This is a genomic window from Microbacterium halotolerans (assembly GCF_003569805.1).
GTDB classification, from domain to species: domain Bacteria; phylum Actinomycetota; class Actinomycetes; order Actinomycetales; family Microbacteriaceae; genus Microbacterium; species Microbacterium halotolerans.
In genome coordinates this window covers 507348-526984 of the sequence record NZ_KZ984052.1, presented here as the reverse complement: position 1 = coordinate 526984, position 19637 = coordinate 507348, and the positions used below count along the sequence as shown (strand labels likewise).

The 19637-nt window shown below is 69.5% G+C and carries 19 protein-coding genes; all 19 read left to right on the top strand.

Annotated features, from left to right (window positions below):
* The first annotated feature begins 144 nt into the window (after positions 1 to 144).
* The 19 genes from pyrR to DZG09_RS11675 all read left to right on the top strand — a co-directional run bounded on the left by pyrR (position 145) and on the right by DZG09_RS11675 (position 19567).
* Complete coding sequence (gene pyrR, locus DZG09_RS11765) at positions 145 to 684, top strand: bifunctional pyr operon transcriptional regulator/uracil phosphoribosyltransferase PyrR (RefSeq protein ID WP_119697895.1); 540 nt, start codon at positions 145 to 147, stop codon at positions 682 to 684.
* Complete coding sequence (locus DZG09_RS11760; protein WP_119697894.1) at positions 681 to 1655, top strand: aspartate carbamoyltransferase catalytic subunit; 975 nt, start codon at positions 681 to 683, stop codon at positions 1653 to 1655. Before pyrR ends, DZG09_RS11760 begins: the two co-directional genes overlap by 4 nt.
* Complete coding sequence (locus DZG09_RS11755) at positions 1652 to 2956, top strand: dihydroorotase (RefSeq protein WP_119697893.1); 1305 nt, start codon at positions 1652 to 1654, stop codon at positions 2954 to 2956. Before DZG09_RS11760 ends, DZG09_RS11755 begins: the two co-directional genes overlap by 4 nt.
* Positions 2956 to 3459 (top strand): PH-like domain-containing protein, encoded by a 504-nt coding sequence (locus DZG09_RS11750; RefSeq protein ID WP_119697892.1) that lies wholly within the window; start codon positions 2956 to 2958, stop codon positions 3457 to 3459. The genes DZG09_RS11755 and DZG09_RS11750 overlap by 1 nt, the downstream gene beginning before the upstream one ends.
* Positions 3456 to 4619, top strand: coding sequence for a glutamine-hydrolyzing carbamoyl-phosphate synthase small subunit (carA, locus tag DZG09_RS11745; RefSeq protein ID WP_119697891.1), 1164 nt, complete (start codon positions 3456 to 3458; stop codon positions 4617 to 4619). Before DZG09_RS11750 ends, carA begins: the two co-directional genes overlap by 4 nt.
* Complete coding sequence (gene carB / locus DZG09_RS11740) at positions 4612 to 7893, top strand: carbamoyl-phosphate synthase large subunit (protein WP_119697890.1); 3282 nt, start codon at positions 4612 to 4614, stop codon at positions 7891 to 7893. The genes carA and carB overlap by 8 nt, the downstream gene beginning before the upstream one ends.
* Positions 7890 to 8729 (top strand): orotidine-5'-phosphate decarboxylase, encoded by an 840-nt coding sequence (pyrF, locus tag DZG09_RS11735; RefSeq protein WP_119697889.1) that lies wholly within the window; start codon positions 7890 to 7892, stop codon positions 8727 to 8729. Before carB ends, pyrF begins: the two co-directional genes overlap by 4 nt.
* On the top strand, positions 8719 to 9627 hold the full coding sequence (gene gmk, locus DZG09_RS11730) for a guanylate kinase (RefSeq protein ID WP_119697888.1): 909 nt from the start codon (positions 8719 to 8721) through the stop codon (positions 9625 to 9627). Before pyrF ends, gmk begins: the two co-directional genes overlap by 11 nt.
* A 27-nt stretch (positions 9628 to 9654) precedes the next feature.
* A complete protein-coding gene (gene rpoZ / locus DZG09_RS11725) occupies positions 9655 to 9909 on the top strand; it encodes a DNA-directed RNA polymerase subunit omega (protein WP_087055452.1) in 255 nt (84 codons plus the stop codon).
* 92 nt (positions 9910 to 10001) lie between these two features.
* Positions 10002 to 11192 carry a methionine adenosyltransferase gene (gene metK, locus DZG09_RS11720; RefSeq protein ID WP_119697887.1) on the top strand — a complete coding sequence of 397 codons (1191 nt, stop codon included), beginning with the start codon at positions 10002 to 10004 and terminating at the stop codon, positions 11190 to 11192.
* 82 nt (positions 11193 to 11274) lie between these two features.
* Positions 11275 to 13236: a primosomal protein N' family DNA-binding protein gene (locus DZG09_RS11715; protein WP_205529154.1), complete on the top strand. Its 1962-nt coding sequence runs from the start codon at positions 11275 to 11277 to the stop codon at positions 13234 to 13236.
* A gap of 164 nt (positions 13237 to 13400) precedes the next feature.
* Positions 13401 to 14318: a methionyl-tRNA formyltransferase gene (gene fmt / locus DZG09_RS11710; RefSeq protein ID WP_119697886.1), complete on the top strand. Its 918-nt coding sequence runs from the start codon at positions 13401 to 13403 to the stop codon at positions 14316 to 14318.
* Positions 14315 to 15922 (top strand): RsmB/NOP family class I SAM-dependent RNA methyltransferase, encoded by a 1608-nt coding sequence (locus DZG09_RS11705; protein ID WP_119697885.1) that lies wholly within the window; start codon positions 14315 to 14317, stop codon positions 15920 to 15922. Before fmt ends, DZG09_RS11705 begins: the two co-directional genes overlap by 4 nt.
* A gap of 22 nt (positions 15923 to 15944) precedes the next feature.
* On the top strand, positions 15945 to 16628 hold the full coding sequence (rpe, locus tag DZG09_RS11700; RefSeq protein WP_276116230.1) for a ribulose-phosphate 3-epimerase: 684 nt from the start codon (positions 15945 to 15947) through the stop codon (positions 16626 to 16628).
* Positions 16629 to 16690: 62 nt separating this feature from the next.
* The gene (locus DZG09_RS11695; RefSeq protein WP_119697883.1) at positions 16691 to 16954 is read left to right on the top strand and encodes a phosphoribosyl-ATP diphosphatase; all 264 of its coding nucleotides are present in this window, start codon (positions 16691 to 16693) and stop codon (positions 16952 to 16954) included.
* A gap of 52 nt (positions 16955 to 17006) precedes the next feature.
* Positions 17007 to 17846, top strand: coding sequence for an ATP phosphoribosyltransferase (hisG, locus tag DZG09_RS11690; RefSeq protein ID WP_119697882.1), 840 nt, complete (start codon positions 17007 to 17009; stop codon positions 17844 to 17846).
* 1 nt (position 17847) lies between these two features.
* Entirely contained in the window at positions 17848 to 18612 is a 765-nt protein-coding gene (gene hisF, locus DZG09_RS11685; protein WP_119697881.1) for an imidazole glycerol phosphate synthase subunit HisF, read from the top strand.
* On the top strand, positions 18609 to 18980 hold the full coding sequence (gene hisI, locus DZG09_RS11680; protein WP_119697880.1) for a phosphoribosyl-AMP cyclohydrolase: 372 nt from the start codon (positions 18609 to 18611) through the stop codon (positions 18978 to 18980). The genes hisF and hisI overlap by 4 nt, the downstream gene beginning before the upstream one ends.
* A complete protein-coding gene (locus tag DZG09_RS11675) occupies positions 18977 to 19567 on the top strand; it encodes a Trp biosynthesis-associated membrane protein (RefSeq protein ID WP_119697879.1) in 591 nt (196 codons plus the stop codon). Before hisI ends, DZG09_RS11675 begins: the two co-directional genes overlap by 4 nt.
* The last annotated feature ends 70 nt before the right edge of the window (positions 19568 to 19637 follow it).

Sequence of the window (19637 nt, the reverse complement as noted above, 5' to 3'; positions counted from 1 at the left end):
GACGTGGCTTCGTCGAAAAGGTGCGCATCTCGCGAGCCCGGCACCCGCTCGTGAGCCCGGCACCCGACTGTGCGCAGGCGACACGGTAGACTGATCCCACCGAACCTTTAAGACCGTCCAGTGAGGCGGAGAAGGGAGTGGCGGATGGGCACGCGAGCAGTGCTTCAGGAAGCCGATATCAGCCGGGCCATGACCCGGATCGCCCATGAGATCCTCGAGGCCAATCGCGGCGCGGAGGGGCTCGTTCTGCTGGGCATCCCCACCAGGGGAGTGAATCTCGCCGAGCGGCTGGCCGCTCTGATCGAACGCTTCGCCGGCGTCGCCGTGCCCACGGGTGCTCTGGACGTGACGATGTATCGCGACGATCTGTCGCGACACCCCACCCGCGCTCCGCGGCCGACGCAGATCCCGCGCACCGGCATCGACGGCCAGGTCGTGGTGCTCGTCGACGATGTGCTCTTCTCTGGCCGCAGCATCTCAGCGGCGCTCGACGCGCTCAAGGACATCGGCCGCCCCGCCGCTGTGCGTCTCGCGATCCTCGTCGATCGCGGTCACCGCGAACTGCCCATCCGGCCCGACTTCATCGGGAAGAACCTGCCGTCCGCCCGCTCGGAGCGAGTGAACGTCCGGCTCGCCGAGGTCGACGGCGTCGACGACGTCACGATCGAGGAGGGCACCGAATGAGGCATCTGCTCGATACGCGCACGCTCTCTCGCGCCGACGCCATCCGGATCCTCGACGTCGCAGAGGACATGGCCGATACGCAGAGCCGCGAAGTGAAGAAGCTCCCGACGCTGCGGGGGAAGACCGTGGTGAATCTCTTCTTCGAGGACTCCACCCGCACACGAATCTCCTTCGAGGCCGCCGCCAAGCGGCTCTCCGCCGACGTGATCAACTTCTCGGCCAAGGGCTCCAGCGTCTCGAAGGGCGAGAGTCTGCAGGACACGGCCCAGACGCTGCAGGCGATGGCCGCAGACGCCGTCGTGATCCGTCACGGTGCGTCGGGTGCGCCTCACACGCTGGCGACCAGCGGTTGGATCTCGGCCGGCGTCGTCAACGCGGGCGACGGCACGCACGAGCATCCGACTCAGGCGCTGCTCGACGCCTTCACGATGCGCAGGCGTCTGCATGGTGCGGCGAGCCGCGGCCGCGACCTCGACGGTGTGCGGGTGGCGATCGTCGGCGACGTGCTGCACTCCAGGGTCGCGCGCTCGAACGTGTGGCTGCTGGCGACGCTAGGAGCGCACGTCACACTGGTGGCACCTCCCACGCTGCTCCCGCAGGACCTGTCGGCATGGCCCGTCGACGTCAGCTACGACTTGGACGAGACTCTTGCGGCCGGCCAGGACGCTGTGATGATGCTGCGCATTCAGCTCGAGCGGATGAACGCCTCGTTCTTCCCGTCGGAGCGCGAGTACTCGCGTCGCTGGGGGCTCGGCCGCGAACGGTTCGAGCGACTGACCGGCGGTACGATTGTGATGCATCCCGGCCCGATGAACCGCGGCCTCGAGATATCCCCGGCCGCAGCCGATTCAGGTCGCTCCACGGTGCTCGAACAGGTCGCGAACGGGGTATCGGTCAGGATGGCCGCGCTCTACCTGCTTCTTTCGGGGGAGCGCGGGACGGATCAGACGATGAATGAGGAGGGACGATGAGCGAGACTCTTCTCATCACCGGGGCCGCGATCGAAGGATCACACAGGGCGGACATCATCGTCGACGGCGGACGCATCGCCGAGATCGGCACGGGTCTGAGCCGCGCAGGAGCGACCAGGATCGATGCGGACGGCCTGGTCGCACTGCCAGGCCTCGTCGACCTGCACGTGCACCTGCGCGAGCCGGGGTTCGAGGCCAGCGAGACGATCCTCACGGGCACGCGCGCCGCGGCCGCAGGCGGGTTCTCAGCCGTGTTCGCGATGCCGAACACCGTGCCAGTGGCCGACACCGCCGGTGTCGTCGAGCAGGAGCTGGCGCTGGGCGAAGCGGCCGGCTACGCGACCGTGCAGCCGATCGGCGCCGTGACGGTCGGTCAGAAGGGCGAGCGACTCGCCGAGCTGGGTGCCATGGCGTCGTCGCGGGCGAACGTGCGCGTGTTCAGCGACGACGGCTCATGCGTGGCGGATCCCCTGCTGATGCGCCGAGCGCTCGAGTACGTCAAGGGCTTCGGCGGTCTGATCGCCCAGCACGCGCAGGACCCTCGTCTCACCGAGGGCGCCCAGATGAACGAGGGCGTCGTCTCTGCCGAGCTGGGGCTGGCGGGATGGCCCGCCGTCGCCGAGGAATCGATCATCGCCCGCGACGTGCTGCTCGCGGAGCACGTCGGCTCGCGACTGCACGTGTGCCATCTCTCCACGGCCGGCTCAGTCGACATCATCCGGTGGGCGAAGGCCCGTGGCATCGACGTCACAGCCGAGGTCACGCCGCACCACCTGCTCTACAGCGACGAGAAGGTGCGCGGCTACGACGCCCGCTACAAGGTGAACCCGCCGCTGCGCCGTGCCGAAGACGTCGAGGCCGTGCGTGCTGGCCTCGCCGACGGCACCATCGACATCGTCGCCACCGATCATGCGCCGCACCCCGAGGAATCCAAGTCGTGCGAATGGCACGCAGCCGCTCACGGCATGGTCGGCCTCGAGAGCGCACTGCGGGTCGTGCACAAGACCATGGTCGGGACGGGGCTGCTCGACTGGGCCGACGTCGCGCGCGTGATGTCGAAGAAGCCGGCCGGGATCGGTCAGCTGCCCGGCCACGGCGAGGACATCGCCGAAGGCGGGGCCGCGGAGCTGACGCTGTACGATCCGAGCGTGAAGGGTGTGTTCACCGCGGCCGATCTGCGCGGCCGCAGCGAGAACTCCCCATACCTCGGCGACGAACTGCCCGGCAGGACGATGTGGACGATCCACCGGGGGCGTGCCACGCTCGCAGACGGCGAGATCGTCGAGCAGGAGAACGCCTGATGCTTGCGTACCTGCCCGGTATCGCGTTCTTCGCGGGCGTGATCGCCCTGGTGCTGACGCTGATGTGGTTGGGATGGCGCAGACGACGACGGGTCTCAGCGGAGATCCGGGTGCCGCTGGGGCAGGCACGGGGCGAGACCACCGCCGTCTTCGACGGGCTGTATGTCGCGACGACCCGGCACGATGCGCCGCTCGATCGGCTCGCACCGCCTCATCTGGCGTTCCGATCCCGCGTCACGGTCACCGTGACGACATCCGGTGTCGCGCTCGACATGCCCGGCACGCCCTCCCTCTTCCTCGACGCCGACCGCATCGAAGGTGCGGGCAGGGCGACATGGACCATCGACCGCGTCGTGGAGCGCGACGGGCTCGTGCTCGTCGCGTGGCGAGGCGACGACGACACCATCTGCGACAGTTACATCCGCCTTCAGACGGACTCGCCGGACGCCCTCGTCCGCGCGATCGACGATCTGTCGGCACAACACACAGGAGCCGAGCAGTGACCTCTACTCTTCTTGACCGCGACCGTGCGGTGCTCGTGCTGGAGGACGGCAGCCGCTACGACGGCTACGCCTACGGCGCACGCGGCACCACGGTCGGCGAGGTCGTCTTCACCACTGGGATGACCGGCTACCAGGAGACCCTCACGGATCCGTCGTACGCCGGCCAGATCGTGCTGCAGACCGCACCGCACATCGGCAACACTGGCGTCAACAGCGAGGACCCGGAGTCCCGCCGCGTGTGGGTCGCCGGCTACATCGTGCGCGACCCCTCCCGCGTCGTATCGAACTGGCGCGCCGAGGAACCCCTCGAAACCGCCCTCCAGCGCGACGGCATCGTCGGCATCAGCGGCATCGACACCCGTGCGGTCACCCGGCACATCCGGTCCGACGGCTCGATGCGCGGCGCCGTGTTCTCCGGCGCCGCCGCCGACCTCGCCGCCGACGAGCAGCTGCGCGCCGTCACCGCCGCGCCGGAGATGGCAGGGCAGAACCTCTCCGCCCAGGTGTCCGTCGACGCCGTGCAGGTGACGCCGGCTGTGGGCGACAAGATCGGCAACCTCGCCGTGATCGACCTCGGCATCAAGCAGGCGACGGTGAACAACCTCGCCCGCCGCGGCTTCGACGTGCACGTGATGCCGCAGCACGTGACCTTCGACGAGATCCGGGCGATCGACCCCGTCGCGCTGTTCTTCTCGAACGGTCCGGGCGACCCCGCGGCCAGCGACGCGCACGTCGAGCTGCTGCAGTCCGCCTTGCGCGACGGACTGCCGTATTTCGGCATCTGCTTCGGGAATCAGCTGTTCGGGCGCGCGCTCGGCCTCGGCACATACAAGCTGCCGTTCGGGCATCGCGGCATCAACCAGCCGGTGCGCGACAAGACGACAGGCCGCGTCGAGATCACGGCGCAGAACCACGGCTTCGCAGTGGATGCCCCGATCGAGGGCGTCTTCGACAGCCCAGCCGGGTTCGGCCGCATCGAGGTCAGCCACATCGGCCTCAACGACAACGTCGTGGAGGGCATGCGCGCCCTCGACATTCCCGCCTTCTCCGTGCAGTACCACCCAGAGGCCGCCGGCGGGCCGAACGACGCCAACTACCTGTTCGACCGGTTCCAGGCCATGGTCCTGGACCACCTCGGCAAGAAGGGCCCCCATGCCTAAGCGCGACGACATCCAGTCCGTCCTCGTGATCGGATCCGGGCCGATCGTGATCGGCCAGGCGTGCGAGTTCGACTACTCGGGCACTCAGGCCTGCCGTGTGCTCCGCGAGGAGGGCGTGCGCGTCATCCTCGTCAACTCGAACCCGGCGACGATCATGACCGATCCGGACTTCGCCGACGCGACGTACGTCGAGCCGATCAGTCCCGAAGTGATCGAGACGATCATCGCCAAGGAGAAGCCGGATGCGATCCTGCCGACGCTGGGCGGCCAGACCGCGCTGAACGCGGCGATGGCTCTGCACGAGCACGGCATCCTCGACAAGTACGACGTCGAGCTGATCGGAGCGAACGTCGACGCGATCCGGAAGGGCGAAGACCGTCAGGTCTTCAAGGAGCTCGTCGTCGAGGCGGGTGCCGAAGTGGCGCGCAGCCGCATCGCGCACACGATGGAGGAGGTGCTCGAAGCGGCCGATGACCTGGGCTACCCGATGGTCGTGCGCCCGTCGTTCACGATGGGCGGCCTCGGCTCCGGCTTCGCACACGATGAAGAAGAGCTGCGCCGGATGGCGGGGGACGGTCTGCGCGAGTCGACCACGACCGAGGTGCTGCTGGAGGAATCGATCCTCGGCTGGAAGGAGTACGAGCTCGAACTGATGCGCGACACCGCCGACAACACGGTGGTCGTGTGCTCGATCGAGAACGTCGACCCGGTCGGCGTGCACACGGGCGACTCGATCACGGTGGCACCGTCGCTCACGCTCACCGATCGCGAGTATCAGAAGCTGCGCGACATCGGCATCGACATCATCCGGGCGGTCGGCGTCGACACCGGCGGCTGCAACATCCAGTTCGCGATCGATCCGGAGACGGGCCGCATCATCGTCATCGAGATGAACCCGCGCGTGTCGCGCTCATCCGCCCTCGCCTCGAAGGCCACGGGCTTCCCGATCGCGAAGCTCGCAGCCAAGCTCGCACTGGGCTACCGTCTCGACGAGGTTCCGAACGACATCACCGGCGTCACACCCGCGTCGTTCGAGCCGACTCTCGACTACGTCGTGGTGAAGGTGCCGCGGTTCGCGTTCGAGAAGTTCCCAGCCGCCGACCCGACGCTGACGACCACCATGAAGTCGGTGGGCGAGGCGATGGCGATCGGCCGCAACTATGCCACGGCCCTGCAGAAGGCGCTGCGCTCGGTTGAGAAGCGCGGCTCCTCGTTCCACTGGGGTGCACAGTCGGCCACGGTCGAGGAGCTGCTCGAGGCGATGCAGACGCCGACCGACGGCCGCATCGTGCAGGTGCAGCAGGCGCTGCGCCTGGGCGCGACGGCCGAGCAGGTCTTCGACGCGACGAAGATCGATCCGTGGTTCATCGACCAGATCGTGCTGATCAATGAGGTCGCCGACGCCGTGTCCGGGGCGGACGAGCTGAACGAGCGCACTCTGCGCCTCGCGAAGGAGCACGGGTTCAGCGATGTGCAGATCGCGCAGCTGCGCAGTCTGACGGAGGTCGAGGTGCGAGAAACGCGGTACGCGCTGAACCTGCGCCCCGTCTACAAGACGGTCGACACCTGCGCGGGGGAGTTCCCGGCGCTCACGCCATACCACTACTCGTCGTACGACTTCGAGACGGAGATCACCCCGAGCGACCGCAAGAAGGTCGTGATCATCGGCTCGGGACCGAACCGGATCGGCCAGGGCGTCGAGTTCGACTACTCGTGCGTGCAGGCGTCCTTCGCCCTCAGCGGCGCCGGGTACGAGACCGTGATGGTCAACTGCAACCCGGAGACGGTCTCGACCGACTACGACACCTCGGATCGCCTGTACTTCGAGCCGCTCACGCTCGAGGACGTGCTCGAGGTGCTGCACGCCGAGAGCCGTTCCGGCGAGATCTACGGCGTCGTCTGCCAGCTCGGCGGCCAGACTCCGCTCGCGCTGGCGAAGGGGATCGAGGACGCCGGCTACCGCATCCTCGGCACCAGCCCTGCGGCGATCGACATGGCGGAGGACCGTCAGCTGTTCGGCGAGATCCTCGAGCGCGGAGGCCTCGTCGCGCCCCGCAGCGGCACCGCCGTCGACGAGGAGCACGCTGTCGAGATCGCGGAGAGGATCGGCTACCCGGTGCTCGTGCGACCGTCGTTCGTGCTCGGCGGTCGCGGTATGGAGATCGTCTACGACACGCCCAGCCTGCGTGACTATTTCCTCCGGATCGCCGAGAGCGCGATCATCGGCGAGGAAGCGCCGCTGCTGGTCGACCGCTTCCTCGACGACGCGGTGGAGATCGACGTCGATGCGCTGTTCGACGGCGAGGAGCTCTACGTCGGCGGCGTGATGGAGCACCTCGAAGAGGCGGGCATCCATTCGGGAGACTCGAGCTGCGCTCTGCCGCCGATGTCGCTCGGGCGCAACGAGATCGCCCGTGTCCGCGAGGCGACGCGCGCCATCGCGGAGGGGGTCGGCGTGCGCGGCCTGCTGAACGTGCAGTTCGCGATCAGCGCAGGCGTTCTCTATGTGATCGAGGCGAACCCGCGCGCCAGCCGTACGGTGCCGTTCGTGTCGAAGGCCCTCGGCATTCCGCTCGCCCAGGCGGCGAGTCGGATCATGGCGGGTGACTCGATCGAAGCGCTGCGCGATGAGGGGCTGCTGCCGGCTGCCGACGGTACGGTGGTGCCGCCCGGCACCCCGGTATCAGTGAAGGAAGCAGTGCTGCCGTTCAAGCGCTTCAGGACGGCGACGGGCCAGATCGTCGACTCGGTGCTCGGGCCTGAGATGCGCTCGACCGGTGAGGTGATGGGCATCGACAAGACGTTCCCGATCGCCTTCGCCAAGAGCCAGGTCGCCTCCTACGGCGGCGTGCCGAACTCGGGCACCGTGTTCATCTCGGTCGCCGACAGCGACAAGCGCGACGTGCTGCTGCCAGCGCACCGTCTGCACCAGCTCGGCTTCACGCTGCTCGCGACGGAGGGCACGGCCGAGATCCTCACGCGCAACGGCATCCCGACGGAGGTCGTGGCGAAGTACAGCGACTCCGACGCGCGCGAGAACATCGTCGATCTGATCAACGACGGCCGCGTCGACATCGTCGTGAACACCCCGAGCGGCATGTCGGCACGAGCCGACGGCTACGAGATCCGTGCGGCGGCGGTGGCCGCAGACAAGGCGCTGTTCACGACGATCGTCACGCTGGGTGCCGCCGTGAGCGCGATGGATGCCGTCGACGGCGGCTTCGAGGTGACGAGTCTGCAGGAGTACGAGATCGCACGGAAGGCGCTGGTGTGACGGTGGACTTCGGTTTCCGGCTCCGTCGTGCGCTCGACGCGTTCGGGCCGCTCTGCGTCGGGGTCGACCCGCATGCGGAGCTGCTCGACGCGTGGGGGCTGGACCAGGGCCCTGACGGGCTGAGGCGGTTCGGCCTGCGCGTGGTGGAGGCCTCGGCCGGCCACGTGGCTGCGATCAAGCCGCAGGTGGCGTTCTTCGAGCGCTTCGGCAGCGCGGGCTTCGCAGCGCTGGAGGCCGTACTCGCCGCCGGACGAGATGCCGGACTGATCGTGGTCGCAGACGCCAAGCGCGGCGACATCGGCAGCACCATGGCCGGTTACGCGAGCGCCTGGCTGGAGCCGGGATCTCCGCTCGAGGCCGACACCGTCACGCTTTCGCCCTACCTCGGCGCCGGGTCGCTGACGGCGACGATCGAAACGGCGCTGCGCGCGGACAAGGGCGTGTTCGTGCTCGGCGCGACCAGCAACCCGGAGGCGGCAGCACTGCAGCGTGCGACGGGTGATGACGGTGCGACGGTCTCTCGTCGGGTCGCACTCGACGTCGCCGCCGCGGGCGGCGGGGCGCCGTTGGGGTCTGCAGGGCTCGTCGTCGGTGCGACGATCGACCGCGAGGCCTCCGGCCTCACCGACGACGTGCTGGCGGGGATGCCCATTCTCGCTCCGGGCTTCGGCGCCCAGGGCGCGGGACCAGAAGATCTCGTCCCGCGTTTCGGAGCGCTGGCAGGCAACGTGCTGGCCTCGGAGAGCAGGAGTCTGCTGCGGGTGGGACCTGACGCCATCGTCGATACCATCGCCGCGCGCGCGGCGGAGTACCGGGAGGCGCGAGATGCCCGTTGACAGCGCCAACCCGCCCGAGGTCGACCGAACGGCCGCGTCCCGCCGCGCGATCGAAGCGCGCAGGGCGAGGGCGTCGCTCAAACGCGATATCGGGACCCGCGTGCTGGCGCCCCAGGAGGTGCTCCGCCGCGCGGAGGCTGATACGCGTTCGCCCGCCGGTACGCTGCGCGTGACGGACTTCCTGCTCGCGCTGCCCGCGATCGGCCGCGGCAAGCGCGACCGTGTGCTCGCCGAGGTCGGCATCGCGCCCGTGAAGCGCCTCGGCGGACTGGGCCCGCGCCAGCGCGACCGGCTCTGCGGCTGGCTCGACACGCGCTTCCCCGAACCGGAGCCGCGCCCTGGGCGCAGCCGGCTGCTCGTCCTCGCCGGGCCGACGGCCGTCGGAAAGGGGACCGTCGCCACACGGATCAGGGACACCCATCCGGAGATCCACCTCTCCGTCTCGGCGACGACGAGGCGACCGCGACCCGGTGAAGTCGACGGCTCGCACTACTTCTTCGTCGACGATGCGGAGTTCGACCGGATGATCGCGAACGACGAACTCCTCGAGTACGCGACCGTGCACAACACCCATCGCTACGGCACACCACGCGGACCGGTCGACGAGGCGCTGCGCGCCGGCAGGACCGTTCTGCTCGAGATCGATCTGCAGGGCGCACGGCAGGTGCGCGCCGCCGAGCCGTCGGCGACGCTGGTGTTCCTGCTGCCGCCGAGCTGGGACGAACTCGTCACGAGACTGGTGGGACGAGGCACGGAGGACGACGAGGAACGGGCGCGCAGACTGCGCACGGCACGAGTCGAACTGGCCGCGCAGCGGGAGTTCGATTTCTTCGTGGTGAACGACGACGTCGCCGAAGCGGCGGAACAGGTCGTAGAATTGGCAGATGCGCCCGCATAACGGGCACGACGACTTCTAAGGAGCGGCATGGCCACCGAGAACAAGGGCATCATCGACCCGCCGATCGACGAGCTGCTGGAGCGCGTCGACTCGAAGTACGAGCTCGTGGTGTACGGCGCGAAGCGCGCCCGCCAGATCAACGACTACTACACGGATCTGCACGAGGGGAACCTGTTCGACAACGTCGGCCCGCTGGTCGACTCGGAGATCCAGGACAAGCCCCTCACGATCGCGCTGCGCGAGATCCACCAGGACAAGCTGCGCCTTCGCGCTGCGGAGTAGCCTGCTCGTCGCGACGAAACGCAACACGTTCGCCGGACGTCGGTGGTCGCTGTCAGAATGACGGCGACCACCTTCTTCGATTCTGGAGCCCCATGAGTCTGCGCCTGTTCACCTCGGAGTCCGTCACCGAGGGCCACCCCGACAAGATCTGCGACCAGATCTCCGACAGCGTCCTCGACGCGCTGCTCGCGCAGGATCCTGACGCGCGGGTCGCGGTGGAGACGCTGGTCACGACGGGCCTCGTGCACGTCGCCGGTGAGATCCGCACGTCGGGCTACGCCGACATCGCCACGATCGTGCGCGACGTCATCCGGCGCATCGGCTATACGTCCTCCGACATGGGGTTCGACGCCGACTCATGCGGTGTGACGGTCTCGGTCGGCGAGCAGTCCCGCGAGATCGGCGACGGAGTCACCACCAGTTCCGAGCACCGCGGCGGCGATGACGGCGACGAGCTCGACCGCCAGGGCGCAGGAGATCAGGGCATCATGTTCGGCTATGCGTCCAACGAGACGCCCGAGCTGATGCCGATGGCCATCTGGGCCGCGCACCGCATCGCGCACCGGCTGACCGCGGTCAGGAAGTCGGGACAGCTTGCGTTCCTGCGCCCCGACGGCAAGACGCAGGTCACACTCGGCTATGAGGGCAGCGTGCCGAAGACGGTCGAGACCGTGGTGCTGTCGACGCAGCACAATCCCGACATCTCCCATGCCGACCTGCGCGAGGCGATCGAGCGCGTCGTCATCCGGCCCGTGCTCGAGGAGACGGGGCTGGACCTGTCGAACGTGCGAATCCTGGTCAACCCCTCGGGCAGCTTCGTGCTGGGCGGTCCGAAGGCCGATGCGGGGCTGACGGGGCGCAAGATCATCATCGACACGTACGGCGGTGCGGCACGCCACGGCGGCGGCGCATTCAGCGGCAAGGACCCGTCGAAGGTCGACCGCTCGGCGGCGTACGCGATGCGCTGGGTCGCGAAGAACGCCGTCGCCGCCGGTCTGGCGGACCGACTCGAAGTGCAGGTCGCATACGCCATCGGCAAGGCGAACCCGGTGGGGCTGTACGTGGAGACCTTCGGGACCGGCTCGGTGTCGGATGAGACGATCGTCGCCGCGATCGAGCAGGTCTTCGACCTGCGGCCCGCCGCGATCATCGCAGAGCTCGATCTGCTGCGGCCGATCTACGCCGCAACCGCCGCCTACGGCCATTTCGGTCGCGACGGAGACGACTTCACCTGGGAGCGCACCGACCGCGCGGAGGCGCTGCGGCGCGCAGCGGGCATCTGATGCGGTCGGCGGGCGGAGCGCGAGTCGGCGCGGCGCACGCTGGTCACCCACGGTCGGCGCGGCGGCTCTCCCGCGAACGCCTGTGACGGGGTCGCGCCCGATCGCTCGGGTGCTGATCGATTCGCCCGTGCCGCAGCTGGACCGGCTGTTCGACTACGCGATTCCGGACGAGCTCGTCCCCGACGTGGTCAGCGGAGTGCGTGTGAAAGCCCCCCTGCGCACGGCCGGGCGCGTCGTGGAGGGCTTCGTGGTCGAGGTCGCAGCAGAAGACGACGGCAGCCGCGCGTTGAGCGAGCTGGAGCAGGTCGTCTCAACGGCACGGGTGCTGCCGGAGCGGCTGTACCGGCTGGCGCGCGCCGTCGCCGACAGGGCTGCGGGTTCGGCAGGCGACGTGCTGCGACTGGCGATCCCGAAACGGATGGTGCGAGCGGAGAAAGCGTGGCTGGCGGCCGAGCGAGGGGGATCGCCGACCGTCACGGGTCTCAGCGAGGCGACGCTGGAACTGGCGGCGTTCCCCGGGCTCGCCGACCGCATCCGGTCAGCCGAGCGGCTCGCAGTGAACGCGCAGCCTCGGCCGGACGCGTGGGCGCGCCTGCTCGTCGCAGCGGCGGCCGACACGCTGGCGGGCGGGCGCTCGGCGATCATCGCGGTGCCGGATCATCGCGACCTCGACCGTCTGCAGTCGATAGCGGATGAGCACATCCCCGCGGACGCGCTGGTGCGCCACGACGCTGGCCAGTCCGGCCCCGAGCGCTACGCGGGGTATCTGCGCACCCTCGAGGAGCGTCCGTGCGTCGTCATCGGCAACCGGTCCGCCGTCTACGCGCCGGTCCACGACGTGGGCCTGATAGCGATCTGGGACGACGGCGACACTCTCTACGAGGAGCCGCTCGCGCCCTACGTGCATGCGCGCGACGCCGCCCTCGTGCGCCAGGGCCTCGAGAGATGCGCGCTCGTGTTCGCCGGGCACACCCGCTCGTCCGATGTGCAGCGTCTCGTTGAGATCGGCTACGTCACCGAGGTGTCCGCCGCCAGGCGTGAGAAGGCGAACGTGATCCTCAGCGGAACACGGGAGGACGAACGAGGCGCGCGCGTGCCATCGGCAGCATTCCGCGCGACCAAGGAGGCGCTCGAGCAGGGGCCGGTTCTCGTGCAGGTGGCTCGCCCAGGCTATGCGCCGAGCCTGGTGTGCGCGGACTGCAGGGCTCCGGCACGCTGCGCGGCGTGCGGGGGGCCGCTGCAGGCCAGGTCGCGCGGCGCGGTGCCCGTGTGCGGATGGTGCGGGCGCGGCGCGCACAACTGGGCGTGCCAGAAGTGCGAATCCGTCCGCCTGCGGCTGTCATCATCCGGATCGGAGCGCACGGCCGACGAGCTGGGTCGGGCATTCGCAGGCACGCGCGTGATCATCGCCGACGGCGAGCACCAGGTGCTGGAGGTGGGGCCGGAACCCGCACTCGTCGTCGCGACGCGCGGAGCTGAGCCGGTCGCCGACGGCGGCTACCGCGCCGTGCTGCTGCTCGACGGCGAGCGGATGCTGCAATCACCCGATCTGCGCATCGGCGAGGCCTGCCTGCGCTGGTGGTCGAACGCAGCGGCCCTCGCGGCCCCCGGATCGCCCGTGCATCTCGCGGGCGTGAACGGGCCGGTGGCCAGGGCACTGGCCTCGTGGACGCATGCGGGGTACGCCCGCCAGGAACTCGCTGAGCGCGCGCCGCTGCACCTCCCGCCCGCCGCACGGGTGGCGCGTGTCGAGGGAGTGGGGGCAGCGGTGCAGCGCGCGATCGAGAAGCTGCGCGAGCACATTCCCGATCTGCCGTCCGACGCCGTGCTCGGCCCGGTTCCCCTCGAATCGGGCGAACGCTTCGGCCCGACCGCCCAGCGCGCTCTCCTCCGGTTCGACTACGCCCGCGGCGCCGCCGTGGCGACGTCGCTGCGCGCGTCGGTGATCGCCGAGGCCGTCAGCACCCGCCGGCGCAAAGACCGGCGCAAGCGCGCCAGCGCGACCCTCACCGTCCGCCTCGACGTCCTCGACCCCGAGCTTTGACCCGGCTGCCGAGATGCGCACTCCTCGTCGAGATGCGCAGGTTCTGACGCGATCTCGAAGAAAAAGTGCGCATCTCGGCAGCGCAACGGCCTGCGGAACTAGAATTCTTGTCTGACACCTGCGGCCCTCGGCGGCCGCGCAACCGATGACCGGAGCACATTTTCGTGAGACTGATCTTCGCGGGCACTCCCGCGGCCGCCGTTCCGACGCTGCGAGCTCTGCACGCGGCAGAGCATGACATCCGGATGGTCGTCACCAGACCGGATGCGCCGCTCGGCCGGAAGCGGGTGGTGACGCCGTCGCCCGTTGCACAGGCCGCCGACGAGATGGGCCTGCCCGTGCTGAAGACCGCGCGTCTCGATGACGAGGCGACCGAGCAGCTCGTCGCGCTGGGCGCCGAGCTCGCCGTCGTCGTCGCCTACGGCGGGCTCGTGCGGGAACCCCTGCTGTCCGCGCCGGAGCACGGCTGGATCAACCTGCACTTCTCGCTGCTGCCGCGCTGGCGGGGCGCTGCCCCCGTGCAGAGGGCGCTGATCGCCGGCGATCGAGAGACGGGCGCCGCGGTGTTCCGACTCGTGCCCGAGCTCGACGCCGGCGACGTGTACGCGCAGCTGCGCCACGAGATCTCCCCCGATGCCACGGCAGCCGACGTTCTGGCCGAGCTCGCCGATTCCGGTGCACGGCTGGTGGCGGACGTCGTCGCGGGCATCGCAGACGGCACCGCGACCGCGGACCCACAGCAAGGTGAGGCGACCCACGCGGCCAAACTCGCACTCGACGACGGCCGGGTGCGGTGGGGAGAACCGGCCGCACACGTGCTCGACCGTCACAGGGGCGTCACTCCGGAACCCGGATCGCACACCACCGTCGCGGGGGAGAGGTTCAAGATCCACGAGGCCTCTCCGGCCGACGACGCACCGGAACTGGCGCCAGGCGAACTCGCGGCGGCCGCGGATGGCGTGTTCGCAGGCACGGGCGACGGCGCCGTGCTGCTGACCCGGGTGCAGCCTGCGGGCAAGGGTGCGATGAATGCGGCGGACTGGTTCCGCGGCCAGCGCGGCGACGTCAGGCTCGGCTCATGAACGGCGGACGATCCGGAGACTCGGCCAACGGTCATGGCCCGGCACGCCGCAGCGATGGTTCCGGTCCGCCGCGGCGTGACAATCGGAACGAGCACGCTTCCCGTGAACGCGACGATGGAGCGCCGGTCCGGAACCGCCGCGATGACGTCGACCGCCGTGCACAGCGCGACGGCGGTCGCGCGCGCACGCGCGTGCAGAACTCCCGCCGCGTCGCATACGTCGTGCTGCGTGCGGTGACCGACGACGACGCCTACGCGAACCTGCTGCTGCCTCGCGAGATCGAACGTGCGGGGCTGAACGGTGCGGACGCGGGGCTCGCCACAGAGCTTACCTACGGCACGCTGCGGCGCATCGGCACATACGACCGAATCATCGCGACCGCGGCACGTCGAGATGCCGCCGACATCGATGCACCGGTTCTCGACGCACTGCGTCTCGGCGCGCATCAGCTGCTGTCGACACGGGTGGCGAGGCACGCCGCCGTCAACGAGTCCGTCGAGCTGGTGCGTGAGTCGGGCGGCCGAGGCGCCGCGGGATTCTCGAACGCGGTGCTGCGCAGGGTCGCCGAACGCGGGCTCGACGAGTGGATCAGCATCCTCGAGGAAGCGGCGCGCTCCGACGACGATCGGCTCGCGGCGCGCCACTCGCATCCGGTATGGGTGATCAGGGCGTTCCGGCGGGCACTCGCCGCAGAAGGCCGGGCTGATGAGCTGGTCGAGCTGCTCGAGGCGGACAACGCCTCGCCTCGTGTGACGATGATCGCACTGCCGGGGCTCGCAGAGCCCGACGCGCCTCGCACGCCGTTCTCACCCGTAGGGTTCAGCGCCGCGAGCGGCGACCCTGAGCCGCTCGTGCGGTCATCCGGCGGGCGCATCCGGGTGCAGGACGAGGGCTCGCAGCTGGTGGCGCTGGCGCTGTCGCGCCTCGACCTCGGTGCGGCCGACGCACGCCAGGCGGGGGAAGCGGATGGTGCAGTCGGCATCGAGGCGCCGGCATCGGAGCGCTGGCTCGATCTGTGCGCAGGCCCCGGCGGCAAGACAGCGCTGCTGGCGGCGGAGGCGCGCGAGCGCGGCGCCGTGCTCGATGCGAATGAGCTGTCGCCGCACCGGGCCGAGCTGGTGCGCAGGGCGCTCGACGCAGTTCCAGGGAACGTCGAGGTGGCGGAGCAGGACGGACGGGAACTGGCCTCTGAACGCCAAGGGACGTACGACCGCATCCTGGTCGACGCCCCGTGCACGGGGCTCGGCGCGCTGCGCCGCCGGCCGGAGGCGCGTTGGCGCAAGCGGCCGGCGGACGTCGCGGAGCTGGCCGAGCTGCAGGAGCAGCTGCTGCGCGAGGCGATCCGGGCGCTGAAGCCGGGCGGTGTCGTCGCGTACATCACCTGCTCACCCCACCTGGCAGAGACAGCCGCAGTCGTGTCACGCATCACGGACGAGCTGGGTGACGCTGTCGAAGAGCTCGACTCCCGTGAAGCGATCCGCGCCGTGTCCCTCGACGAGATCGACCTCGCAGAACCTGCAGACGGCTCCGGCCGAGCACAGCTGTGGCCGCACCGCCACGGCACGGATGCGATGTTCCTCTCCCTGCTGCGGCGCACCCGCTGACGGTGAGGGGGATAATGGGCGGGTGAGTCTTCCCGCCGCCCCGCGCATCAACCCGAGCATCCTCTCCGCCGACTTCGTGAACATGGAGGCAGATCTCGCCCGCATCGCGGGAGCCGATTTCGTTCACGTCGACGTGATGGACAACCATTTCGTGCCGAATCTCACCTTCGGCCCGCAGATGGTCGAGCGAGTGCAGGCGACGAGCCCCGTGCCGCTCGACGTGCACCTCATGATCGACGACCCGGATCGCTGGGCGCCGGGGTACGCGGAGATCGGGGCTGCCTCGGTCACCTTCCACCTGGAGGCGGCGGGCGAGCCGATCGCCCTCGCCCGCCGGCTGCGCGAGATCGGCGCCCGTGCCGGTATCGCGATCAAACCGGGCACGCCCCCCGAGCAGCTGTTCGACTACCTCGACGAGTTCGACCAGATCCTGGTGATGACCGTCGAACCGGGCTTCGGCGGGCAGTCGTTCATCTCCGGCACGATGCACAAGATCGAACAGCTGCGCTCGCAGGCGCAGAAGCACGGCTCCGAGGTGTGGCTCCAGGTCGACGGCGGCATCCAACCGGGCACGATCGAGCAGGCGGCCGCGGCAGGTGCCGACACGTTCGTCGCGGGCTCCGCCGTGTTCGGCGCCTCCGACGTCGAGAGCGCCATCGGGGACCTGCGCGAACTGGCGCGTGCCCACAGTCATTCGCCGCGCTGAACGGTGCCCGGCTCGGCATCCGGATGAACGAAGCGGCCCCTCGCAACCGGTAGCCTGGATGGGTGAAGACCTTCGACTCCCTGTTCTCGGAGCTGACCGAGAAGGCACGCGTGCGTCCCGAAGGGTCGGGCACGGTCCGCGAGCTCGACGCCGGCATCCACACGATCGGCAAGAAGATCGTCGAGGAGGCCGCCGAGGTGTGGATGGCCGCCGAGTACGAGACCGATGACGAAGCGGCCGAGGAGATCTCGCAGCTGCTGTACCACGTGCAGGTGATGATGATCGCCAAGGGCCTGAGCCCCGAGGACGTCTACCGACATCTGTGATCGGCGCCAGCAGATCCGGATGAACCAACCGTAGACACGAACGAAGGCCACCATGCTCCGCATCGCCGTCCCGAACAAGGGATCCCTCTCACAGACCGCCATCGAGATGCTCGATGAGGCGGGCTACGCCACCCGTCGCGACTCGAAACAGCTGCACCTGATCGACGACGCCAATGATGTCGAGTTCTTCTACCTGCGTCCGCGCGACATCGCCACATACGTCGCGTCCGGCGCTCTCGACGTCGGTATCACCGGACGCGACCTGCTGCTCGACACCCGCGAGCCGGCGACCGAGATCGAGGCGCTCGGCTTCGGCGGCTCGACCTTCCGCTTCGCCGGGCCGCCCAGTCGCTTCCACGAGCTGAGCGACCTGGCCGGCATGCGCGTCGCCACCGCCTATCCGGGCCTGGTCGCATCGTTCCTCGCCGACCGAGGCATCGAGGTCGACGTCGTGCGCCTCGACGGTGCCGTCGAATCGGCCGTCGACCTGGGCGTCGCCGACGCCGTCGCGGATGTCGTCTCCACCGGCACGACGCTGCGCCAAGCGGGCCTGGAGATCTTCGGCGACGTGCTGCTGAGATCGGAGGCCGTGCTGATCCAGGCACCGGAGCAGGCGGAGGGCGTCGACCGCCTCGTGCGTCGCCTTCGCGGTGTGCTCGTCGCGCGCCGCTACGTGATGCTCGACTTCGACCTGCCGCAGAACCTCATCGACCGGGCCGCGTCGATCGCTCCCGGCATGGAGTCTCCCACCATCTCCCCGCTGCGCGACCTCGACTGGGTCGCGGTGCGCGTGATGACGCCCCGCAACAGCGTGAACAGAGTGATGGACGAACTCTACGAGCTGGGTGCGCGCGCGCTGCTCGTGACCGAGATCCACAACGCGAGGCTCTGATATGGCCGATGTCGCCACCAGGGTGATCCCGTGCCTCGATGTCGCATCGGGGCGCGTGGTCAAGGGCGTCAACTTCCAGAACCTGCGCGAGATGGGCGACCCCGTCGAACTGGCCAGCGCCTACTTCGACCAGGGCGCCGACGAGCTCACCTTCCTCGATGTGACGGCCACCGTCGATGACCGCGCCACGATGTACGACGTCGTGCAGCGCACGGCCGAAGAGGTCTTCATCCCGCTGACCGTCGGAGGGGGAGTGCGCTCCGTCGACGACGTCGCCCGTCTGCAGGGCGTCGGCGCAGACAAGGTCGGCGTGAACTCTGCGGCCATCCGCCGTCCCGATCTGCTCGACGAGATCGCTGATCGATACGGCGCCCAGGCACTGGTGCTCTCGCTCGACGTCAAGCGCGCGCCCGGCACGGCATCCGGGTTCGTCGTGACGACTCACGGCGGCCGCACCGAGACCGACATCGACGCCCTCGACTGGGCACGAGAAGCGATCGAGCGCGGAGCGGGCGAGCTGCTGGTCAACTCGATCGATGCCGACGGCACCAGGAACGGCTTCGACCTCGAACTCATCTCGGCGATGCGCGAACTCGCCACCGTTCCCGTGATCGCCTCCGGCGGTGCCGGAGCGCCTGAGCACTTCGCACCCGCGATCACGGCGGGCGCTGACGCTGTGCTCGCCGCGAGCGTGTTCCACTCCGGTCAGCTGACGATCTCGCAGGTGAAGGAAGCCATGGCGAGTGAGGGGGTCACCGTCCGATGAGCACCGTGGACGAACGCCTCGACGGCGTCGCCTTCAACAGCGACGGCCTGGTGCCCGCCATCGTGCAGCAGCACGACACGCGCGACGTGCTGATGATGGCGTGGATGAACCGTGAGGCCCTGCGCCTCACGCTCACCACGGGCCGCGCCGTGTACTGGTCGCGCTCCCGCGGCGAGCTGTGGCGCAAGGGCGACACCTCGGGGCACACGCAACGGGTGGTCGGCGCCCGCGTCGACTGCGACGCCGATACGGTGCTGCTCGAGGTCGACCAGACCGGCGCCGCGTGCCACACCGGCACCCGCACATGCTTCGACTCGGACGGCGAGCACGTCCAGCGCGACCTGATCCCCGTCACAGGCGACGAATGACCTCCGGCGGGTTCATCGCTCGTCGGGCACGCTTCATCTCCGTCGTGCTCCTCCTCGTCGCAGGCGGCACTGTGCTGCTCGGCACGACACAGACCTGGCTGACGGCCGTCGTCGCGCAGACCGACATTCCGGTGACCGGCTCCGACGCGCTCCCGATCGTGCAGCCGCTCGCACTGGCAGTGCTCGCGCTGGCACTCGTGCTGACGCTCGTCGCACGCGTGCTGCGCTACGCGCTCGGGGTGCTGGCGACCGCCGCAGGGGTCGCGATGACCGTCGCGATCATGCCAGTGCTGGTCGAGCGTCCCGTCACCGCCGTCGCGACCACGGTCACCGAGCACACCGGGCTGGCCGGCGTCGAAGCCGTGGCGGACCTCGTCACCGGGATCGCGCTCAGTCCATGGCCTGCCGTGAGCCTGGTCGGCGCCGTCGTCGCGGTTCTGGCCGGGTTGCTCACCCTCGCAACGGCACACGGCTGGCGAAGGGGCGGCCGTCGCTTCGACACCTCGCCAGCGGCGCCCTCGTCCGGCCCCGTGGATCCGATCGACTCCTGGGACGAGCTCTCCCACGGCGAAGACCCGACCCGCTGAGCGCGCACGGCCGCATTCCGTGAACCGATAGACTCGACGGCGACCCCGCAACTCCGAAAGGGACATTCGT

Bases quoted from the DNA above. Each gene is read 5' to 3' on its own strand.
- pyrR (WP_119697895.1), top strand. From the start codon at position 145: ATGGGCACGCGAGCAGTGCTTCAGGAAGCCGATATCAGCCGGGCCATG.
- DZG09_RS11760 (WP_119697894.1), top strand. From the start codon at position 681: ATGAGGCATCTGCTCGATACGCGCACGCTCTCTCGCGCCGACGCCATC.
- DZG09_RS11755 (WP_119697893.1), top strand. From the start codon at position 1,652: ATGAGCGAGACTCTTCTCATCACCGGGGCCGCGATCGAAGGATCACAC.
- DZG09_RS11750 (WP_119697892.1), top strand. From the start codon at position 2,956: ATGCTTGCGTACCTGCCCGGTATCGCGTTCTTCGCGGGCGTGATCGCC.
- carB (WP_119697890.1), top strand. From the start codon at position 4,612: ATGCCTAAGCGCGACGACATCCAGTCCGTCCTCGTGATCGGATCCGGG.
- gmk (WP_119697888.1), top strand. From the start codon at position 8,719: ATGCCCGTTGACAGCGCCAACCCGCCCGAGGTCGACCGAACGGCCGCG.
- rpoZ (WP_087055452.1), top strand. From the start codon at position 9,655: ATGGCCACCGAGAACAAGGGCATCATCGACCCGCCGATCGACGAGCTG.
- metK (WP_119697887.1), top strand. From the start codon at position 10,002: ATGAGTCTGCGCCTGTTCACCTCGGAGTCCGTCACCGAGGGCCACCCC.
- DZG09_RS11705 (WP_119697885.1), top strand. From the start codon at position 14,315: ATGAACGGCGGACGATCCGGAGACTCGGCCAACGGTCATGGCCCGGCA.
- hisG (WP_119697882.1), top strand. From the start codon at position 17,007: ATGCTCCGCATCGCCGTCCCGAACAAGGGATCCCTCTCACAGACCGCC.
- hisF (WP_119697881.1), top strand. From the start codon at position 17,848: ATGGCCGATGTCGCCACCAGGGTGATCCCGTGCCTCGATGTCGCATCG.
- hisI (WP_119697880.1), top strand. From the start codon at position 18,609: ATGAGCACCGTGGACGAACGCCTCGACGGCGTCGCCTTCAACAGCGAC.
- DZG09_RS11675 (WP_119697879.1), top strand. From the start codon at position 18,977: ATGACCTCCGGCGGGTTCATCGCTCGTCGGGCACGCTTCATCTCCGTC.